The organism is Streptomyces auratus (assembly GCF_050433025.1).
Classification (GTDB): Bacteria; Actinomycetota; Actinomycetes; order Streptomycetales; family Streptomycetaceae; genus Streptomyces; species Streptomyces sioyaensis.
The window spans coordinates 2,544,230-2,560,936 of sequence record NZ_JBNGCB010000001.1 but is presented as its reverse complement, the minus strand read 5'-3'; the positions used below and the strand labels follow the sequence as shown (position 1 = coordinate 2,560,936).

Below are 16,707 nucleotides of genomic sequence, written 5' to 3'. Positions count from 1 at the left end.
GACGATGACCACGAGCACGACAACGGCTACTACGGCACCCCACGGGGCCGTTTCCGGCAGGTTGAACACGACTTATGAGCCTTCCGACCTTGAACGGTCGGCGGGTCACTTAAGCAGCAAGAACGGCGCTCCCCAGTGCACTGCGACAGTGCCCGCCCCGGTAGGTGACCACGGGGAAGACAGAGTTCGGCCCCCTGGGCCGGATCTGTGGTGACACATCGAGCGGCTCCGGCTGCCATACGGGACCATCTTCGGGTGTGGCCTGGCTCAGCGAGCGGGACAGCAGGAGCAGCAGAGTCCGCACTAGGAATTGCAGAAGGGACCGGATCAGGTCCGACAATGCTTCGAGGAATTTACGCGCCGCAGTACGCCTTTCCGATGCGGTAGTGGCATTCCGCAGACGCTCACCGGCGGCGCCAACGGCACTGGCAGTTGCTGCCTGTTGCGCGAGCCAGACAAGGGCTTCTGTCTTGCCGCTTCCCATCGGAGTGTCAATCAGAAGCACAGATTCGGTAAGGCGTGCCGCCTCACGGTATGAGTTCACAACGATCATGTGTACTTCTGCGTCGTCCATCTCCACCCCCTATCAGCGCACGACATGAGCGAAGTCTAGCGCCCGACATCCACACTCTGGCATCTCTATTGGCGGTGACACCATGCCGGGCCCCGTCCCGAAGCGCAGTGACCAGCGTCGAAGGCGCAACAAGGGTGAGGGGCCGGATCTGGTGAAGGCTCCTGGCGGAGGCGCCCCGGATGTACCGCCGGCGGACGAGGTTTGGCACCCGATCGCCGGGCGCTGGTACGCGTCCCTGGTCCAGTCCGGACAGTCGCAGTTCTACGAGGCCAGCGACTGGGCCACCGCGCTGTATCTGGCGGAGGCCATGAGTCCGAATCTCAACTCCGGTAAGTTCTCAGCCCAGTTGCTCCAGGCGGTGCTATCCGGCATGACCGATCTCCTGACCACGGAGGTGCCCGGCGACGGGCTCGCGTGGAGCTGGAGCGTGAAAGCGGCGCAGACGACCCGCGAGAGGCCGCCCGCGTGACGTTGATGGAGATCTACCGCAAGGCCGCCGGAGACCCTGGCGTCTGATTGGTCCATCACCTCCTCACGCGAGGAGGTGAACGGTGCCCCGGCAAAGGGATGAACCGGGGCACCACGCCAAGATCAATCGTGAGGACGGATCACCAGCTCAAAGATCACCCCCCACAGCACCTTCACGATTGCTGCGACGGCGAACCTTGACGCCAGTTCCCTGCGCCACTCCTTCTTTTTCTCGGCCACCTTGCACCTCCTGAATCTGCTTACAGCTCCTTCGCGGAAGACGGGTGGGGACCCGCCTGGGACGTGTACGCGGTACACACGTCCCGCTTGTGGAGGGGACGCCCGCCCCCGGTTCCGCCGTCCCTTGTCGGCGGTGCCCGAGGGCGGGCTTTCCCCCGTGTTCCCCTTTTTTCCGCGCCTGGAGCTGGTGTTCAGGCAGGCAACTTCCAAGGTAGCGATGTCGCGGCCAACTAACCATTGAAACTTGGATACTTGATGGGAGGTGAGCCCATGACAGGCCTCTCCCTGGAGCCAGTCCGCACATGGCCGGACGGCGTGCCGCCGGAAACCCGCACGCTGGGGTGGGAGGTCCTGGAATGGACTTCGCGCTACCTGTTGCAGCCGGACGGTCCTGATGCCGGCCAGCCGTGGAAGCCCCCCCCGGAGCAAGTCCGCATTGTGCTTCGCTGGTTCGAGAGCGACGTGCTTCGCTGGTTCGAGAGCGACAGCGCCGGTGTGTTCGTGCGTCGGCAAGCAACGATCCGCCGATCGAAGGGCTGGGGCTTACCCGGGAGGCCCCATTTCTTGACATCGCGGGCCCTGGTGGAGTTCTGCGCCCCGCCCTATGCATCGGCAGGCATGGGACGGGGGCTTCCGCATGTAGTTCCCCGGGTTGCTTGGTCAGCCGCCGGTGGAGGTTTGGCAACCAGGCCGGATTGACGGATCTGCGTTGTACGGCTACGTGACGGGCATACGCTGGACAGGAGGGGACGGTGGCTCATGCCGCAAACAGTGGTGATGGCTCCGCTGCAATCAGGACCTGGGAGAGCGAACGGTTACCAGATCAGCGATCGTGGCCGGGTGTCTGCCGAAAACCGCGGGGGCATACGAGAATGCGAACAAGTACAGGCAAAATCTTGGGTATCTAGATAACAAGACGACTGAGGGCTCCGAACAACGGAGCCCTCAGTAGCTACCGCGACGGTCACCCCGCGGCGGAGCGGGGCGCAAAGGCGGAATGCCATTACATCGGCAGCCGGGAGATAAGTTCCTCCAGTCGATCGAGTTCACCATTGAGGGACGTGACCTGTTCGGAAGGGAGAGTATCCCAGTTCTGGTCGACAGCGACCGCGAAGATAACTTCCACTCCGAAGGCAGCAGACCGGAACTCCTCCAGCCACTCCGCTGGGGGCATCTGCAATTGCGAGGCGAACTCCTCCATGGATGCTCCTCCTCGATCGGCAAACGAATCCGAGAAGGACATCAGGTCGTCAGCAAGAGTGTTGAGCGGCATCTGCTGACGATCGAAATCTGCCAGGCTGCGCTCCAGCAGATGGCGTTGATTCGCCCACCACTCCGTCTCACTGTTCATTGCTTGATGATCCCTCCGGAAACCGTCACTACACGCCCTGTCTCGGTATTCGTGACAACGGTCAAGTTTTCTGCATGATTGTAGTGTGCCGTCGTGTTGGAGATCTTCCCGGGGACGGCCTCGCCGTTTCTGACTGTATCCTCCACCACGGACGGCATGTACCCGCGCTGCTGCATCCGGTCCAAGGCATGGCCTGTATAGGGGCGTCCATGGATGGTGGACGGGGCGTTCTTGGCTTTCGCTCCGTCAGGAAGGGCTACCTTGACCTCTCTGTTGCTCCGGTTAACAAGCTTGTCGTCGGCATCAGGCGAGCGAATGCTCATGTCGTCCTGCTTGCCTCGACGACCTACTGGGTATTGAGCAGTGTGATCACGTGGCGCGTCACCGGGGCTGGGTTGCTCTGCTTCACGCGAGGCTCCACCACCGCCTCCTTCAGCATTGCGCATCAAGGGGCGACCGGTTGGGCCGACGGACCCTTCGCCAGCCATGGCCAGGCGCGGTCCGCCCAGGCCGTCCAGGTGCATCCTGCCGAGGACATTCTTGACGCCACCGGCGTCAGCGATGGCTTTGGTGGCGCGCCCTGCTCCGCCTAAAGCACCGCCCAGGAGGACGCCGGAGACGCCAGCGTCCTTGATTTCAGCGAGATTTATGCCGTGCTGGTCACCGAGGAGATTACGCCCGCCCTGGGCAACGACCACATCTACAGTGATGGCCTCGATGCCGCCGATCGCTGCGGTGGCCAGGACGGTTCCGGCGATCTCAGCGACCGTGGCGGAGACCGCAACCCCGGCTGTGCTGGCCGCGGCGACGATCGCCTCTGTGGCGCCGGCTGCCGCGACTTCGCTGATGCCGCCGGTGAACAGGGCCAGTGCGGTACCAGCGACCAGTACCGCGCCGGCGATCTCCAGCTCGTGCTCGATCTTCTTCTTGGCTTCTGCTATCTGGTCCGCGAACTTGTCGAGCGCCTTGGCCATGTCCCGCGCCGCTTCGGCAACGTCGTCCAGATAGCCCTTGCCGCCACCGTGGTACTTGCGCCAGAAGGACGCGAAAGCTTCGATCGACTGGCCCTTGTTGTTGTCGATGACATCTTGCGCCGACTTGTGAGCCGCCCATGTGATGTCCTTGACGTCTTCGGCGAAGGTCCGCCAAGCTCGTGCGGCTTCCCGAAGCTTGTCCTCATCGCCCTCCGGCCACCACATGCCGGTGAGGTCCTGGACGATCTCCTTGGCCTTGTCTCCGGCGCTCAATGCCCACCGCCGTCATTGCGCTTAAACCCTGAGGTGTTGGCGTGATCCGTGGCCTCGTGGTTGTCAGCCATGTCCTTCATGGTCTTGGAGATACTCTCCAGCCCCTTCACCAAAGCGTGGGCGGCACGCTCGATTTCGCTGAGATGTGGGCTGTAGACATTCCCGAACTTCTTCCCTTGTTCGTCGTCCCCCCAAGCGTCTCCAAGTCCATCGAGTGAATGCTTCAGCTTCTCTGTTGCTTTGGCCAAGGCGACAGATTCCCTGTGAAATTTCGGCGCTTCACTCTTCAGCTGGTCTGTGTCTACGTCGAAGCCAGATGCAGCCATGAGTCCCCCTTGATGCTCATCTCAGGTCCACTACGAACGTACCCTGCGCCACTGACAGTGCACCTAGCGGGCCTACGGCCTCAGCCTGTTAGTCGACTTCGCCGTGATTGTGCATGTTGCGTCCCATCAGATGCAGCCAAGGGGTGGCCAGAATTCGCCAGTAAAGTGTGCTGTTCAACTAACGCGGAGGGCTGGTGAAGGGTGTGATGACGCTTCGTGGCCTGGAGATTGATTAACTCAACCGAGTGGAGTTTTATTTACGTCTGTTGAGTGCTCGCACTGGGCGCGACCCAGGATGCCGAGACTTGCGAGCACCCCGCCCGTCAGCCGTGCAGTTTCAGGCCCTTGGTGATTTTGTCGATGATGCCGCGGGGGCCGTACACGGCGAGGCCCACCAGGTCGAGGTGGTCGGTGGTCACCGCACGCACCGCAGCCCGGTTGTCGTCGTCGTTCCCCGTCGTGAACATGTCGGCGGTGTACAGCGCGGTCGGTACGGCGCGGCTGAGTGCGCGGGCGTGGGTGCGGGCCAGCAACCCGGCATCGGCGGTGAAGCACCACACCGGTTCCCGGAACAGCGGGAGATAGTCGTTCCCCGAGGCGTCTTCGTAGCGCTTGCCCATCACGTCGTCGGAGGCGTGTGCGATGCCGCTCGCGAGAAACGCGGTGACGTTCAGCTTTTGCCAGTCGGCGAGGTCGTTCCGGACGATCACGGCGATCTTGGTGTCGAAGCGGGGAGCGGCCGGTGCCGTGCGGGGAGTGGTGGTTGCGGTCGGTGCAGTCGTCATACGGGGAGTCTCGTCCGGCATCCGGACGGCCGTATTGAACGCTGGTGCGGAGCGGCAGACTGGAGCGATGAGCAGGCAGCACGACGGGGACTGGGTGCGCTATTGGCGCGATCCGGACCGGCCGCTGGAAGCGATGCACGCGCACTTCGTCCGCCATGTCTTCCACCCGCACAGCCATGATGCCTATTCGTTCGCCGTGACGGAGACCGGCGCCCAGCGCTTCACGTGCCGGGGTGCGGGCCACACGAGCGCCGCCGGCATGGTGATGGCGTTCAACCCGGACGACCCGCACGACGGGGAGTCCGCCGTCGAACTCGGCTTCACCTACCGGATCATGCACATCGGTCCGGACGTGGTCCGCGCCGTCCTCGACGATGTCACCGACGGCCGGGGCGCGATGCCGCTGTTCGAGCGCCCGGTGGTCGACGATCCGGTGCTGGCCCGCGCGCTGCGCAGACTGCATCCGGCGCTGGTCGAGGGCGCGGATCCGCTCGTACGGGAGGAGCGGCTCACCGCGGCCGTCGAAGCCGTGGTGCGGCGGACGGCCGCCGGTCGCGCCACGGCGGCCGGAGCGCGCGAACTCCCCCCGGGTGCGCAGGCCGGGGCGGCCCGGCGGGCGCGTGATCTGCTCAGGGCGGCGTATGACCAACCGGTGACCGCCCAGGAGCTCGCCGATGCCGCGGGATGCAGTCGCTTCGCGCTCTACCGGGCGTTCCGGACCGAGTACGGCATGGCGCCCAGCGACTTCCAGCGGCTGCTGCGGCTGCGCCGGGCCCGCACGCTGCTCATCGGCGGCCGCCCCACGGCCGAGGCGGCCGCCGAGGCCGGGTTCGCCGACCAGGCACACTTCCACCGCTGGTTCGTGCGCTGCTTCGGTGTCACTCCGGGCGCTTTCCGCCGGGCCGCCGCGCGTACGTGAGGGACCCGGGCCGCCGGCGCCGGTCACGCCCGCACGCGGGTCATGTGAGGAGGCCGGTCACGTGCGCTCGCCCATCACGTGCGCCCGCCAATCACGTGCGCCCGCCCCTCACGCGCGCCCGCCCCTCACGCGCGCCCGCCCCTCATCCCTGGAAGCCGGTCACGCCCCGAACGGAAATGTGAAGCCCAACTGCTCGCTCAGCGCCACTGTCTGCTCGGGTGTGGCGAGGACCATGATGCTGTCGTAGCCGGCGTGCGGCCTGCGGGTGAAGTCGACGTAGTGCCATGAGCGGGGGTCGTCGTCATGGGCGGTGAGGGCGATGGCCTCGCAGGCCGCCTCGTGGTCGTAGTAGTCGTCTGCGAAGTGTTCGGCGGGGAGGGAGATGGGCTCGCCGTTCCGTTCGAACTCGAGGCGGTCGAAGCGGCCGTCCGAGAAGTCGCCTTCGCCTTCGACGAGGCGGACGTTGGTCAGGGTGACCGCGCCGCCGGCGACCTCTTCGGCCTCCGCCAGCAGGCTCGCGTAGTCGTCGTGGATGGAGTCGATGTCGTCGGCGTGGACCGAGACCGCCACGCCGAAGTGTTCGAGGGCGCAGGCGGCTTCGTACTGGCTCAGCTCGTGGTGTGCGAAGTCGGCGAAGGCGTCGAGGACGCTGTGCATCTTCTCCTTGGAGACCATGCCGATCTCGTGGAGGAGCGGGCCTATGCGGGTGTACGTCATCCGCGTGGACGTAATCGATGAAATGTTCGACACGGAGGGGATCTTGCCAGAACAGCGGTCTCCGCGTGTGGAGTTCGGGTCGGAGGCTGCGCGCATGCCAACGGCCTGCACCACCCCAGCGGGGTCGTGCAGGCCGTGGGCGCGTGGGTTCCGGATGCACCCGCAGTGTCGATGTCTGCGGCCGGGCCCCGGTGTGCTTCGGGGTACGGGTCTGGTCAGGCCGCCGAGCCGGCCGTGGCCGGGCGGCGGGCCGCCTCGCGGAGCTCCTGCGCCTCCGCCTCGGTCTCGACGGCCGGCGGCGAGCCGGGCAGCGGCTTGCGGGCGCTCTCCGACATCAGCAGGACGGCGATGCCGCCGATCACGGCCGCCGCCATCATGTAGTAGGCGGGCATCATCTTGTTGCCGGTCGCACCGATCAGGGCGGTGACCACCAGCGGGGTCGTCCCGCCGAACAGCGACACGGAGACGTTGAAGCCGATCGACAGCGAGCCGTAGCGCACCTTGGTCGGGAACAGCGCGGGCAGCGTGGACGGCATCGCCGAGGTGAAGGTGACCAGCAGCAGGCCGAGCGCGGCCATGCCCAGCGCGATGGCGGCCAGTGACCCCTGACGGATCAGCAGCAGGGCGGGCACGGACAGCACCAGGAAGCCGACGCAGCCCGCGCCGATGACCGGGCGGCGGCCGAATCGGTCGGTGAGCCGGCCCGCGAGCGGCTGGACGCCCATCATCAGGACCATCACAGCGAGCACGACCAGCAGCCCGTGCGTCTCGTCGTACTTCAGCTCAGAGGTCAGATAGCTCGGCATGTACGACAGCAGCATGTAGTCCGTGACGTTGAAGACCAGGACCAGGCCGACGCACAGCAGCATCGACCGCCACTGACCGAAGATCATCTCGCGGATGCCGATCCGCTTCTCGGCCTCGCGGCGCTCCTTCTCCTTGGTCCGCGCCTCCTTCTCCAACTGGGCGAAGGCCGGGGTCTCCTCCAGCCGCATCCGCAGGTAGAGGCCGATGATGCCCATCGGGCCGGCGATCAGGAACGGGATGCGCCAGCCCCAGGAGTTCAGGGCGTCGGTGGACAGCAGCGCGGTCATCAGCGTGACCAGGCCGGCACCGCCGACGTAGCCGGCCAGCGTGCCGAACTCCAGCCAGCTGCCGAGGAATCCGCGCTTCTTGTCGGGCGCGTACTCGGCGATGAAGGTGGAGGCGCCGCCGTACTCGCCGCCGGTGGAGAAGCCCTGCACCAGGCGGGCGACGAGCAGCAGGATGGGCGCGCCGACGCCGATGGACGCGTAGGACGGGATCAGGCCGATGGCGAAGGTGCCCGCCGCCATCATGATCATGGTGATCGCGAGGATCTTCTGCCGGCCGATCCGGTCACCGAGCGGCCCGAAGACCATGCCGCCGATGGGGCGTACGAGGAAGGCCGCCGCGAACGCTCCGAACGTCGACAGCAACTGCGCGGTCGGATTCCCGGACGGGAAGAAGACATGCCCGAGGGTGACCGCGATGTAGCTGTACACGCCGAAGTCGAACCACTCCATCGCATTGCCGAGCGCGGCCGCCGATACGGCGCGCCTGACCATGGCGGGGTCGACGACGGTCACCTCGCCCGAGGCCGGCCGTGCCGGATCCGCCGGCTGGTTCTGCTGCGGATCGGGTGCGGTATCGGCACGGCTGCCGACGGGTTTACGGGGCCCGGGGACGACGGGGGACTGCGTCGGCACGTGCTCGCTCGCCTGCGCTCTCTTTGGACGACGACATGAGACTGCCCGCCATGGGGTGGCGGGCCAGGGCCCGCCGTGGAGCGACGGGCAAAGGTCGACCATAGGGGCAGACCGGATCATCACGGACAGTGTGCGGATGACCGCGCAGTCGGCCGTATACCCGCTCCTTGCTGGGGAAACGCACTTTCGCCGAGCGATTTCCGGCATGCGACTCTGTGATCCATATCGCGATGATCCGTTGCAACCATTGGGGCATTGTGGTGTGGGTCACGCGGGCGCTGGTGGACGGTATGCGTCGGATCGGAAGGCCGGGCGTGTACGGAGAGGGCCGCGGCATACGGGGTCCCGTTCGTACGCCGCCGGGGGGACGGCGCGGGGCAGGTGGCGTACGGCGACGGGCCGGGGCCGGGCGCGACGACGGCGCGGCGGCACTCTGCACCGCCGCGCCGATGTGGATCGTCGCGTTCTTTCAAGGATCAGGCATGGACGCCGGGCCCGCCACTCGGACGCCACCCCGCGGGCCGGCGCGCCAGGGTCCGCAGCCGCTCCACCCTGCTCGGATGGCCGCTGCCGCGGCCTGCACGCTTGGATTTCGGGCCATGGCTGCTTCGGGAAGCCGGCCGGGGCCTTGCCGGCTGGGGCCTTGCCGGCTGGGGCCTTGCCGGCTGGGGCCTCGCCGGCCGGGGCCGGCCCGGGGCCGATGGCGTTCCGTCCGGCGCCGCCCCGCCCGGCTCGTCCGCCTCACGGCATCCAGGCCTCGTACGACATCACCTCCCCGGACCGGATCCGGAAATCCGGCTGGTTCTTGGTGAAGGTGACCTCCAAGCCCAGGAGTTCGCCGGTGCGCGGGTCGAGGATCACCATCTGGCGCGTGGAGTTCGCGGCGCCGTCGGGGCCGTCGTACACAAACGCCTGTCCGCGTCGGCCCAGCCGGTCGGTGACCACGCCCGCCGGGCGCAGCCCGCCCGCGTCGGCCAGCATCCGGACGATGGCTGCCGTTTCCCGCGGCCCCGGCGTCCACTCCTGGCGGAACGAGGAGAGCGCGGTGAGGAGTTGCCCGGTGGTGCGGGTGTCGTCCGGGCCGCCGTAGAGCCACGACAGCTGTTCGCGCAGCTCCGCGGGGTCCGTCGACGGCCGCGTACGGGAGGCCAGGCCGCTGTGCCGGGCCTCCGAGCCCGCCGGATAGGTCTTGTCGTGCAGGACCTTGCCGTCGCTGACGGTCTGCCAGTGGCCGTCGTTGTCGTGGATCACCGGGCGGCCCGGGTGCCGCGGGTCGGTGGCCACGACCAGTTCCGAGCCGCTGCCGTCGGCGTTCCAGTGGGTGATCCGCTCCTCGGGCACGGTGACCGGCGGCGCGGCGTCCGGGCCCGACTCCATGCTCATGTACCAGGTCTGCAGATGGCTGCCGCGCCGCGGCCCGTCCGCGGCGCCGGCCGTCCGTGCCGCGGCCTGCGCCCGGCGGGCGAGGGTGTCCAGCGACACGGACGGCGCACCGGTGTGCAGGGTGAGGGCGGCGGGCGCGGCGACGGCGGGGCTGCTGCCGGCGCCGGAGAAGGTCAGCGCTAGGGCGGCGACGGCGGCCAGCGACGCGGCGGTCAGGCCCAGCACCAGACGCCGCCGGCGCACGGGGCGCGGGCGGGCGGAGGGGCCTGGTCCGGTCGTCAGCTCCGCTAGCCGGGCCGTTGCCCGGGCGGTCAGCGGGCGGTCCCGCCAGGGCCCTTCGCCGGCCGGGGCGGGGTCGGCCTGCCGCAGCAGCTCCAGTTCGTCAGTCATGGCGGCGGCCTCCCGAGCGGGTCGGTACGGGGTGGTGGGGGGACAGGGGGAGGGGGGTGGCCGGGCGGGGGGCCGGCGGCGACGGGGGCGGCGCCGCGGGGGGCGGCGCATCGGCCGGGGGGCCGTCCGCGGCCCGGGAAGTGTCCGTGGCCCGGAGGGTGTCGCTCCGGGCGGTGTCCTTCTGCCGCATCCGCTCTATCTGCGTACGGAGCCGGCCGCGCGCCCGGTGCAGGCGCATGGCGGCGGCGCTCTGCCCGCATCCGAGGGTCACCGCCAGTTCCCCGACGGTCAGTTCCTCCCAGGCGGTCAGTCGCAGCACCTCCTGGTCGGCGGGGGAGAGCCGGGCCAGCGCCTCGTGCACCCAGGACCCGGGCCGCTCCGCGTCCGGGCTGTCGACGGTCTGCCGCCGCTGCGAAGCCTCGTGGTGGCCGAGCCGGTGCAGCAGTCGCCGGTAACGGCCCCGCCCGCGCACGGTATTGGCCAGACAGTTCCGGGCCACCCCGTACAGCCAGGGCAGTGGCGCGTCGGGGAGTTCGGCGCGGCGTCTCCAGGCGGTGGAGAAGACCTCCGCCACGACTTCCTCGACCTCGTGTGCCTGTCCGTCCAGCCGCCGCGCCACAAAGCGGCTGACCGCCCAGTAGTGCGCGCGATAGGCCTCGGCGAAGGCGTCGTCCGTGCTCATGAACCCTTGGTGTCCGGCATGGCTCAGATCTTCACACCCGGCCGGGTGAGACTTCCCACCCCCGCGTACGGGCCCCGGGCCCGGCGCGCGGTGAAGTGCGCGGCGGTGCCGGACACCTACCGGGCATGAGGTTTCCCGTGAAGTGGTTGACGACCACCGACCACAAGACGATCGGCACGCTCTACCTGGTCACCGCGTTCGCCTTCTTCTGCCTGGGCGGACTGCTGGCGTTGGCGATGCGTGCCGAACTGGCCCGGCCGGGCCACCAGATCCTGTCGAACGAGCAGTTCAACCAGGCGTTCACGATGCACGGCACGATCATGCTGCTGATGTTCGCGACGCCGCTGTTCGCCGGTTTCGCGAACTGGATCATGCCGCTGCAGATCGGCGCGCCCGATGTCGCCTTTCCCCGGCTGAACATGTTCGCCTACTGGCTCTATCTCTTCGGTTCGCTCATGGCGGTGGGCGGATTTCTGACGCCGCAGGGCGCGGCGGACTTCGGCTGGTTCGCCTATGCGCCGCTCTCCGATTCCGTGTATGCCCCCGGAATCGGCGCCGATATGTGGATCATGGGTCTGGCCTTCTCCGGCTTCGGCACGATCCTCGGTTCGGTCAACTTCATCACGACGATCATCTGCATGCGGGCGCCGGGCATGACGATGTTCCGGATGCCGATCTTCTGCTGGAACGTGCTGCTGACCGGTGTTTTGGTGCTGCTGGCCTTCCCGGTGCTGGCGGCGGCGCTGTTCGCGCTGGAGGCGGACCGCAAATTCGGTGCGCATGTCTTCGACGCCGCAAACGGCGGCGCGTTGCTCTGGCAGCACCTCTTCTGGTTCTTCGGCCATCCCGAGGTGTACATCATCGCCCTACCGTTCTTCGGCATCATTTCCGAGGTCATTCCGGTGTTCTCCCGGAAGCCGATGTTCGGCTACATCGGTCTGATTGCGGCGACGGTTTCGATTGCCGGTCTCTCGGTCACGGTGTGGGCGCACCACATGTATGTGACGGGCGGCGTGCTGTTGCCGTTCTTCTCCTTCATGACGTTCCTCATCGCGGTGCCGACGGGTGTGAAGTTCTTCAACTGGATCGGCACGATGTGGAAGGGCTCACTGTCCTTCGAGACGCCGATGCTGTGGGCGATCGGCTTCCTGATCACCTTCACCTTCGGTGGTCTGACCGGTGTCATCCTGGCCTCGCCGCCGATGGACTTCCACGTCTCCGACTCGTACTTCGTGGTGGCGCACTTCCATTACGTGGTCTTCGGTACGGTCGTCTTCGCGATGTTCGCCGGATTCCACTTCTGGTGGCCGAAATTCACCGGCAAGATGCTGGACGAGCGGCTCGGAAAGATCACCTTCTGGACGCTGTTCGTGGGCTTCCACGGCACCTTCCTCGTCCAGCACTGGCTGGGCGCCGAGGGCATGCTGCGGCGTATCCCGGACTACCTCGCGGCCGACGGTTTCACCACTCTGAACACCGTCTCCAGCATCTTCTCTTTCCTCCTCGGGCTCTCCCTCCTGCCGTTCCTCTACAACGTGTGGAAGACGTCGAAGTACGGCGGGAAGGTCGCGTCCGACGATCCCTGGGGGTACGGCCGTTCGCTGGAATGGGCGACGTCCTGCCCGCCGCCGCGGCACAACTTCCGTACGCTGCCGCGTATTCGCTCCGAATCCCCGGCCTTCGATCTGCACCACCCGGAGATCGCGCGCGAGATCGAGGCCTTGGCGGACGCCGGGGACACGCCTGTCACCGGAATAGGGGCACGCAGATGAACGAGGGAACGCAGATGGGCGAAGGAAGGCGGAGGGGCGAAGGAAGGCGGCGGGGCGAGGGCGGGGAAACGGGCGGAGGAATGCCCGAAGGAGAAATGCCGGGGGTCGACGGCACGGCGATGGACCGGGCCCTCAACGAGATCGAGGGATTTCTCCTCTGGGAGGCGGAGAAGGACCGGGCACGCATTCGCGCGCAGGCCTTCTGCGCCGGCCTGCCCTGGCTCACCGACAGCCAGCGGCGGGAGGTGGAGCTGCACTACTGCCGCGACCAGCGCGATGCCACGTGGGCGTACCTGGAGCGCATCGCGGTCCGCAGCGCCACCCTGCGGACCGAATACGAAGGCGTCTACCGGGCCCTGCGGCGACGGCTGATCACCGCGTTCCTCAGCGGCACGGTGGCGGTCGCGGCGCTGGTGATCGTGGCGGTCGCCGGCATGGCCGTGCGCTGACGGTGCCGCCGGGCCGTGCGTTCAGGAGGAACCCCCGGGCCGTGCGCCGAGGGTGACGCCCGCGCCCGCGCGGAGCACGGCCGTCACCCCTGGCCTCGGCCGGTTTCCCGCTCAGCCCGTGACAGTGATCTGAGACCCGGGATCAGTGGTATCGGCGACCTTGTAGCTGGCGTTGAACGTCGAGCTGGTCGCCGTGGTCGGGCAGCCGAACCCGCCCACCACCTTCACCGGTACCGCGGCGTCGGTGAAGGTGAGCGTGGACGGTGCGCCGTTGGTCCAGGTGCCGCCCACCGTGGCCGGCGCGGTGGGGGCCGCGGTGACCGTGCAGGACGCCAGCCCGCTGGTCTTGAGGACGAATCCGCCGGTGGGGATGGTCAGACCGGCGGTCACCGGCGCCCCGTTCTGCATGGCGACGCCCCAGGTGCCGGTGGTGGTGACGGTCGCACTGACGCCCGGCAGGCTCGTCGAGCAGGAGCCGTAGGTCGCCGGGGTGGTCGAACTGCTCACCGGTCCGGCCGGGTTCTGGTTGCCGGGCGCGGCCGGGACCTGCCCGCTGGAGGTCGAGGTCGTACAGGTCACCGTCACCGCACCGGCCTTGAAGGTGGCCTTGCCGCTGAGCGTGGCGGTGAAGCCGTGACCTGCCGGCGTCACGGTCGTGGCGGACGGGGCGAGCGGCGCCGACGGAGCGGGCAGAGCCGCCGCGGAACCCGGCACGGCGAGCGGCAGGGCGAGCGCCGCGACGATCCCGGTGCCGGCGGAACGGAACGCGCGTCTGCGGTGCGTACGGCGGGCGGGGTGCGTCATCGTCATCGTGGGTCTCCTTCAAGGGGGGTGGGTGCCACAGGAGCGGTCGGTCCGCGGTGCGGGCAGCGGTCCGGTCCCGTACGCGGACGAAGGCGCTGGGGGTTGCGGGTACGGGTGTACGGGTGTGGCCGGGTGGCCGGGCTGTGGGGGCCTACGGGCCGCTGGGCGCGGGCGCGCCGTCACCCGGTTCGGCATCCGCCCCGGACGCCGCGGGGGCGCCGGGTTCCGCCGGTGCGGCGTCCGGGGCCGGCTGCCAGGCGAACATCATCGAGCCGCCGAGAATCCCGAGAATGGTGCCGATCAGAAAGCCGCCGAGGTTGGACATCACCAGCGCGGCCGCCGCGCACAGCACGGTGAGCACCCCCGCGAGGCCCCGGTAGTGCGGGGTGAACCACGCCGAGAGTCCCATCACGATCATCACCAGCCCCATCAGCACGGACGGGATGCCGGCGATGCCCTGTTGCAGCATGATCTTCAGCGGCGCCAGGGGGATGGCGCAGAGCTCGGCGCCGGCGAGGACGGCCGCCAGACCGCCCCAGAAGGGCCGCGCCCTCCGCCAGCGCCGCCAGGTCAGAAGCATTCCTTGGAGCCCTTGGAGATCTTCATGTTCAGGCCGGACAGCTTGAAGGTCCCCGCGTTGGTGGCCCAGGCCGTCTGCCGCAGGCTGCTGATGTTGACGTCATCGGCCTGCTGGGCGAAGAGGTCCTGCATGCCCTGGGCGCTGTCCGGTCCCTTGTCGAGGGTGGAGGCGTCCCGGCCGATCTCGATGCCGTGGAAGGCCGCATTGCCGGAGAGCTGGGTGGCGTCCACGAACAGATTGGTCGCCTCGACGGGCTTGCCGCCCGTACCGGCGCTGAGGTTGAGCGAGATATCGCCGATGACGGGCAGGTGGGTGACGACCGACTGGCACAGATGGTTCATCCGGGCCGTCTTGATGGCGGTGACGGCGACCGGCAGGAGGTCTCCCCTGGCGTTCGTGTCCACACTGCCGTACTGGGCGAAGCCGTCGCCGGTGAGGCTGTCGGCGGAAACCTTGAACTGCTGTCCCGAGACGGCGAACGACGCCGCCAGTGCCCCGTTGGCCAGGGCGATGCCCAGGGCGGCCGTGCCGACGAGGGCCGGGACGGACAGCGCGGCGAACCTGCGCCATCTGATGCGTCCCGTGACGGGTCTGCCGTGTGCGTCCTTCATATCGGTGTGTCCCCTTCGAAGAGCGAGGAAGCGCGCTGTCGAACCGTGTGGGGGGTGCCTGTGCGTGGTGGGGCGTGCTGCGTGGGTCGGCGTGCTGCGCGGGTGTGGCGACGCGCGGGGAGCCGGCGTGTGCGGACGTGGGGAAGAACGTACGGTTCGGGTGCCGGCGCTGCGGAGCTGTGCGCCAAGATGCCGAACTGCCAAGTGTTACCCGCGAGTTGAATGTAAGTCTGAGCATGACAACTGACAAGCTTGCGGAAGGAACCGGTTTCGGACATACCGCTCGTCCGGCTTTCCGGGCCCGCCCCTGCCGGTAGCGGGCCCAGCCCTGCCGGTAGCGGGCGCGCCCCGTCCGGCAGCGAGGCGCCCACCCCATGGTTCCGGGTGCGCGCCCTGCTGTCTTCGCCGTCGTGCCGGGGGTCAGCCGTAATGAACCCGGAGTTCCTTGACGCCGTTGAGCCAGGCCGAGCGCAGCCGGCGCGGTTCGCCCGCCAAGGAGATGCCGGGCAGGGCGTCCGCGAGGGCCTGGAAGATCAGGTCGATCTCCAGCACCGCAAGGGACTTGCCGAGGCAGAAGTGCGGACCGCCGCCGCCGAATCCCAGATGGGGGTTGGGGTCGCGGGTGATGTCGAAGACCTCGGGGTCGGTGAAGACCTCCGGGTCGTTGTTGGCGGAGGAGTAGAAGATCCCCACCCGCTGCCCTTCCTTGATCTTCGCGCCGCCCAGTTCGGTGTCCTGGGTGGCGGTGCGCTGGAAGGAGACCACCGGAGTCGCCCACCGCACGATCTCCTCGGCCGCGGTCGCCGGGCGCTCGCGCTTGAAGAGTTCCCACTGGTCGGGGTGGGTGAGGAAGGCGTGCATCCCGTGGGTGATGGCGTTGCGGGTGGTCTCGTTGCCGGCCACCGCCAGCAGCAGCACGAAGAACCCGAACTCGTCGGAGCCGAGGTTCCCCTCGTGCTCCGCCGCCACCAGTCGGCTGACGATGTCCTCGGCGGGGCATTCCTTGCGCGCCGCGGCGAGGTTCATGGCGTACGAGATCAGCTCCATGGCCGCGTTGCTGCCGACCTCTTCGGTGATCGCCAGCTCGGGATCGTCGTAGGCGACCATCTTGTTCGACCAGTCGAAGATGCGGGCCCGGTCGTCCTGGGGGATGCCGATCAGTTCGGCGATGGCCTGGAGGGGGAGTTCGCAGGCGATGTCGGTGACGAAGTCCCCGGTGCCGTTGCGGCGCGCCTCATCGACGATGTGCGTGGCCCGGCGGCGCAGGGCGTCCTCCAGGCCGCGGATGGCGCGCGGGGTGAAGCCGCGCTGCACGATCTGCCGGACCCGGGTGTGCTCGGGCGGGTCCATGTTCAGCATGATGAGTTTCTGTACGTCGATCTGCTCACGGGTCATGGACGCGTTGAACCGGATGATCGAGGTGTTGCGGCTGGCGGAGAAGACGTCCGGCTTGGTGGACACCTCCTTGACGTCCTGGTGGCGCGTGACGACCCAGTAGCCGTCGTCGTCGAAGCCGGCGATGCCGTGCGGCTGGGCGTTCCACCACACCGGAGCGGTCTGCCGCAGCAGCGCGAACTCGGGGAGCGGAACGCGGGACTGATAGACGTCGGGGTCGGTGAAGTCGAACCCGTCGGGCAACGCGGGGCATGGCATCGGCGACTCCTGGTCCATCCACAATCTTC

At 68.1% G+C, this 16,707-nt stretch carries 15 protein-coding genes and 1 pseudogene; 4 read left to right on the top strand and 12 right to left on the bottom strand.

Features of this window, described 5'->3' with window-relative positions; all coding sequences use genetic code 11:
* Positions 1-656 precede the first annotated feature (656 nt).
* Positions 657-1,043 carry a phage terminase small subunit gene (locus tag BKA18_RS10990; RefSeq protein WP_488169137.1) on the top strand — a complete coding sequence of 129 codons (387 nt, stop codon included), beginning with the start codon at positions 657-659 and terminating at the stop codon, positions 1,041-1,043.
* A gap of 1,242 nt (positions 1,044-2,285) precedes the next feature.
* On the opposite strand, the gene BKA18_RS10985 is transcribed toward BKA18_RS10990, so the two are convergent.
* The 4 genes from BKA18_RS10985 to BKA18_RS10970 all read right to left on the bottom strand — a co-directional run bounded on the left by BKA18_RS10985 (position 2,286) and on the right by BKA18_RS10970 (position 4,991).
* A complete protein-coding gene (locus BKA18_RS10985; RefSeq protein WP_366042967.1) occupies positions 2,286-2,633 on the bottom strand; it encodes a hypothetical protein in 348 nt (115 codons plus the stop codon).
* On the bottom strand, positions 2,630-3,880 hold the full coding sequence (locus BKA18_RS10980; protein ID WP_366042966.1) for a WXG100-like domain-containing protein: 1,251 nt from the start codon (positions 3,878-3,880) through the stop codon (positions 2,630-2,632). The genes BKA18_RS10985 and BKA18_RS10980 overlap by 4 nt, the downstream gene beginning before the upstream one ends.
* Complete coding sequence (locus tag BKA18_RS10975) at positions 3,877-4,206, bottom strand: WXG100 family type VII secretion target (protein ID WP_366042965.1); 330 nt, start codon at positions 4,204-4,206, stop codon at positions 3,877-3,879. The genes BKA18_RS10980 and BKA18_RS10975 overlap by 4 nt, the downstream gene beginning before the upstream one ends.
* A gap of 323 nt (positions 4,207-4,529) precedes the next feature.
* On the bottom strand, positions 4,530-4,991 hold the full coding sequence (locus BKA18_RS10970; protein ID WP_366042964.1) for a DUF2000 family protein: 462 nt from the start codon (positions 4,989-4,991) through the stop codon (positions 4,530-4,532).
* A gap of 67 nt (positions 4,992-5,058) precedes the next feature.
* Between BKA18_RS10970 and BKA18_RS10965 the strand changes: the two genes are divergently transcribed.
* The gene (locus BKA18_RS10965; protein ID WP_006605896.1) at positions 5,059-5,910 is read left to right on the top strand and encodes an AraC family transcriptional regulator; all 852 of its coding nucleotides are present in this window, start codon (positions 5,059-5,061) and stop codon (positions 5,908-5,910) included.
* A gap of 159 nt (positions 5,911-6,069) precedes the next feature.
* Here BKA18_RS10965 and BKA18_RS10960 read toward each other — a convergent pair whose 3' ends face one another.
* The 4 genes from BKA18_RS10960 to BKA18_RS10945 all read right to left on the bottom strand — a co-directional run bounded on the left by BKA18_RS10960 (position 6,070) and on the right by BKA18_RS10945 (position 10,809).
* Positions 6,070-6,627, bottom strand: a complete 558-nt coding sequence (locus BKA18_RS10960) for a hypothetical protein (RefSeq protein ID WP_366042963.1) — start codon at positions 6,625-6,627, stop codon at positions 6,070-6,072.
* Between the two features lie 215 nt (positions 6,628-6,842).
* The gene (proP, locus tag BKA18_RS10955) at positions 6,843-8,354 is read right to left on the bottom strand and encodes a glycine betaine/L-proline transporter ProP (RefSeq protein WP_366042962.1); all 1,512 of its coding nucleotides are present in this window, start codon (positions 8,352-8,354) and stop codon (positions 6,843-6,845) included.
* Positions 8,355-9,095: 741 nt separating this feature from the next.
* Entirely contained in the window at positions 9,096-10,127 is a 1,032-nt protein-coding gene (locus tag BKA18_RS10950; protein ID WP_366042961.1) for a CU044_5270 family protein, read from the bottom strand.
* A complete protein-coding gene (locus BKA18_RS10945) occupies positions 10,120-10,809 on the bottom strand; it encodes an RNA polymerase sigma factor (protein ID WP_429638314.1) in 690 nt (229 codons plus the stop codon). The genes BKA18_RS10950 and BKA18_RS10945 overlap by 8 nt, the downstream gene beginning before the upstream one ends.
* 137 nt (positions 10,810-10,946) lie before the next feature.
* On the opposite strand from BKA18_RS10945, the pseudogene ctaD reads away from it, so the two are divergent.
* A pseudogene (ctaD, locus tag BKA18_RS10940) lies at positions 10,947-12,581 on the top strand (aa3-type cytochrome oxidase subunit I); the annotation flags it as partial.
* Between the two features lie 95 nt (positions 12,582-12,676).
* The gene (locus BKA18_RS10935) at positions 12,677-13,030 is read left to right on the top strand and encodes a hypothetical protein (protein WP_366048293.1); all 354 of its coding nucleotides are present in this window, start codon (positions 12,677-12,679) and stop codon (positions 13,028-13,030) included.
* A gap of 111 nt (positions 13,031-13,141) precedes the next feature.
* On the opposite strand, the gene BKA18_RS10930 is transcribed toward BKA18_RS10935, so the two are convergent.
* The 4 genes from BKA18_RS10930 to BKA18_RS10915 form a co-directional block, all read right to left on the bottom strand.
* Positions 13,142-13,840 (bottom strand): hypothetical protein, encoded by a 699-nt coding sequence (locus tag BKA18_RS10930; protein ID WP_366048292.1) that lies wholly within the window; start codon positions 13,838-13,840, stop codon positions 13,142-13,144.
* Between the two features lie 145 nt (positions 13,841-13,985).
* Positions 13,986-14,414 carry a DUF6114 domain-containing protein gene (locus BKA18_RS10925; protein ID WP_366048291.1) on the bottom strand — a complete coding sequence of 143 codons (429 nt, stop codon included), beginning with the start codon at positions 14,412-14,414 and terminating at the stop codon, positions 13,986-13,988.
* Positions 14,405-15,025, bottom strand: a complete 621-nt coding sequence (locus BKA18_RS10920; protein ID WP_093482940.1) for a DUF6230 family protein — start codon at positions 15,023-15,025, stop codon at positions 14,405-14,407. Before BKA18_RS10920 ends, BKA18_RS10925 begins: the two co-directional genes overlap by 10 nt.
* 420 nt (positions 15,026-15,445) lie before the next feature.
* Positions 15,446-16,678: a cytochrome P450 gene (locus tag BKA18_RS10915; protein ID WP_366048290.1), complete on the bottom strand. Its 1,233-nt coding sequence runs from the start codon at positions 16,676-16,678 to the stop codon at positions 15,446-15,448.
* Positions 16,679-16,707 lie beyond the last annotated feature (29 nt).

Excerpts from the sequence above, each read along its gene's own strand:
- BKA18_RS10985 (WP_366042967.1), bottom strand. The coding sequence starts at position 2,633 with ATGAACAGTGAGACGGAGTGGTGGGCGAATCAACGCCATCTGCTGGAG.
- BKA18_RS10975 (WP_366042965.1), bottom strand. The coding sequence starts at position 4,206 with ATGGCTGCATCTGGCTTCGACGTAGACACAGACCAGCTGAAGAGTGAA.
- BKA18_RS10970 (WP_366042964.1), bottom strand. The coding sequence starts at position 4,991 with ATGACGACTGCACCGACCGCAACCACCACTCCCCGCACGGCACCGGCC.
- BKA18_RS10925 (WP_366048291.1), bottom strand. The coding sequence starts at position 14,414 with ATGCTTCTGACCTGGCGGCGCTGGCGGAGGGCGCGGCCCTTCTGGGGC.
- BKA18_RS10990 (WP_488169137.1), top strand. The coding sequence starts at position 657 with ATGCCGGGCCCCGTCCCGAAGCGCAGTGACCAGCGTCGAAGGCGCAAC.
- BKA18_RS10945 (WP_429638314.1), bottom strand. The coding sequence starts at position 10,809 with ATGAGCACGGACGACGCCTTCGCCGAGGCCTATCGCGCGCACTACTGG.
- BKA18_RS10920 (WP_093482940.1), bottom strand. The coding sequence starts at position 15,025 with ATGAAGGACGCACACGGCAGACCCGTCACGGGACGCATCAGATGGCGC.
- BKA18_RS10935 (WP_366048293.1), top strand. The coding sequence starts at position 12,677 with ATGCCGGGGGTCGACGGCACGGCGATGGACCGGGCCCTCAACGAGATC.
- BKA18_RS10965 (WP_006605896.1), top strand. The coding sequence starts at position 5,059 with ATGAGCAGGCAGCACGACGGGGACTGGGTGCGCTATTGGCGCGATCCG.
- BKA18_RS10960 (WP_366042963.1), bottom strand. The coding sequence starts at position 6,627 with ATGACGTACACCCGCATAGGCCCGCTCCTCCACGAGATCGGCATGGTC.
- BKA18_RS10915 (WP_366048290.1), bottom strand. The coding sequence starts at position 16,678 with ATGCCATGCCCCGCGTTGCCCGACGGGTTCGACTTCACCGACCCCGAC.
- BKA18_RS10950 (WP_366042961.1), bottom strand. The coding sequence starts at position 10,127 with ATGACTGACGAACTGGAGCTGCTGCGGCAGGCCGACCCCGCCCCGGCC.
- BKA18_RS10930 (WP_366048292.1), bottom strand. The coding sequence starts at position 13,840 with ATGACGATGACGCACCCCGCCCGCCGTACGCACCGCAGACGCGCGTTC.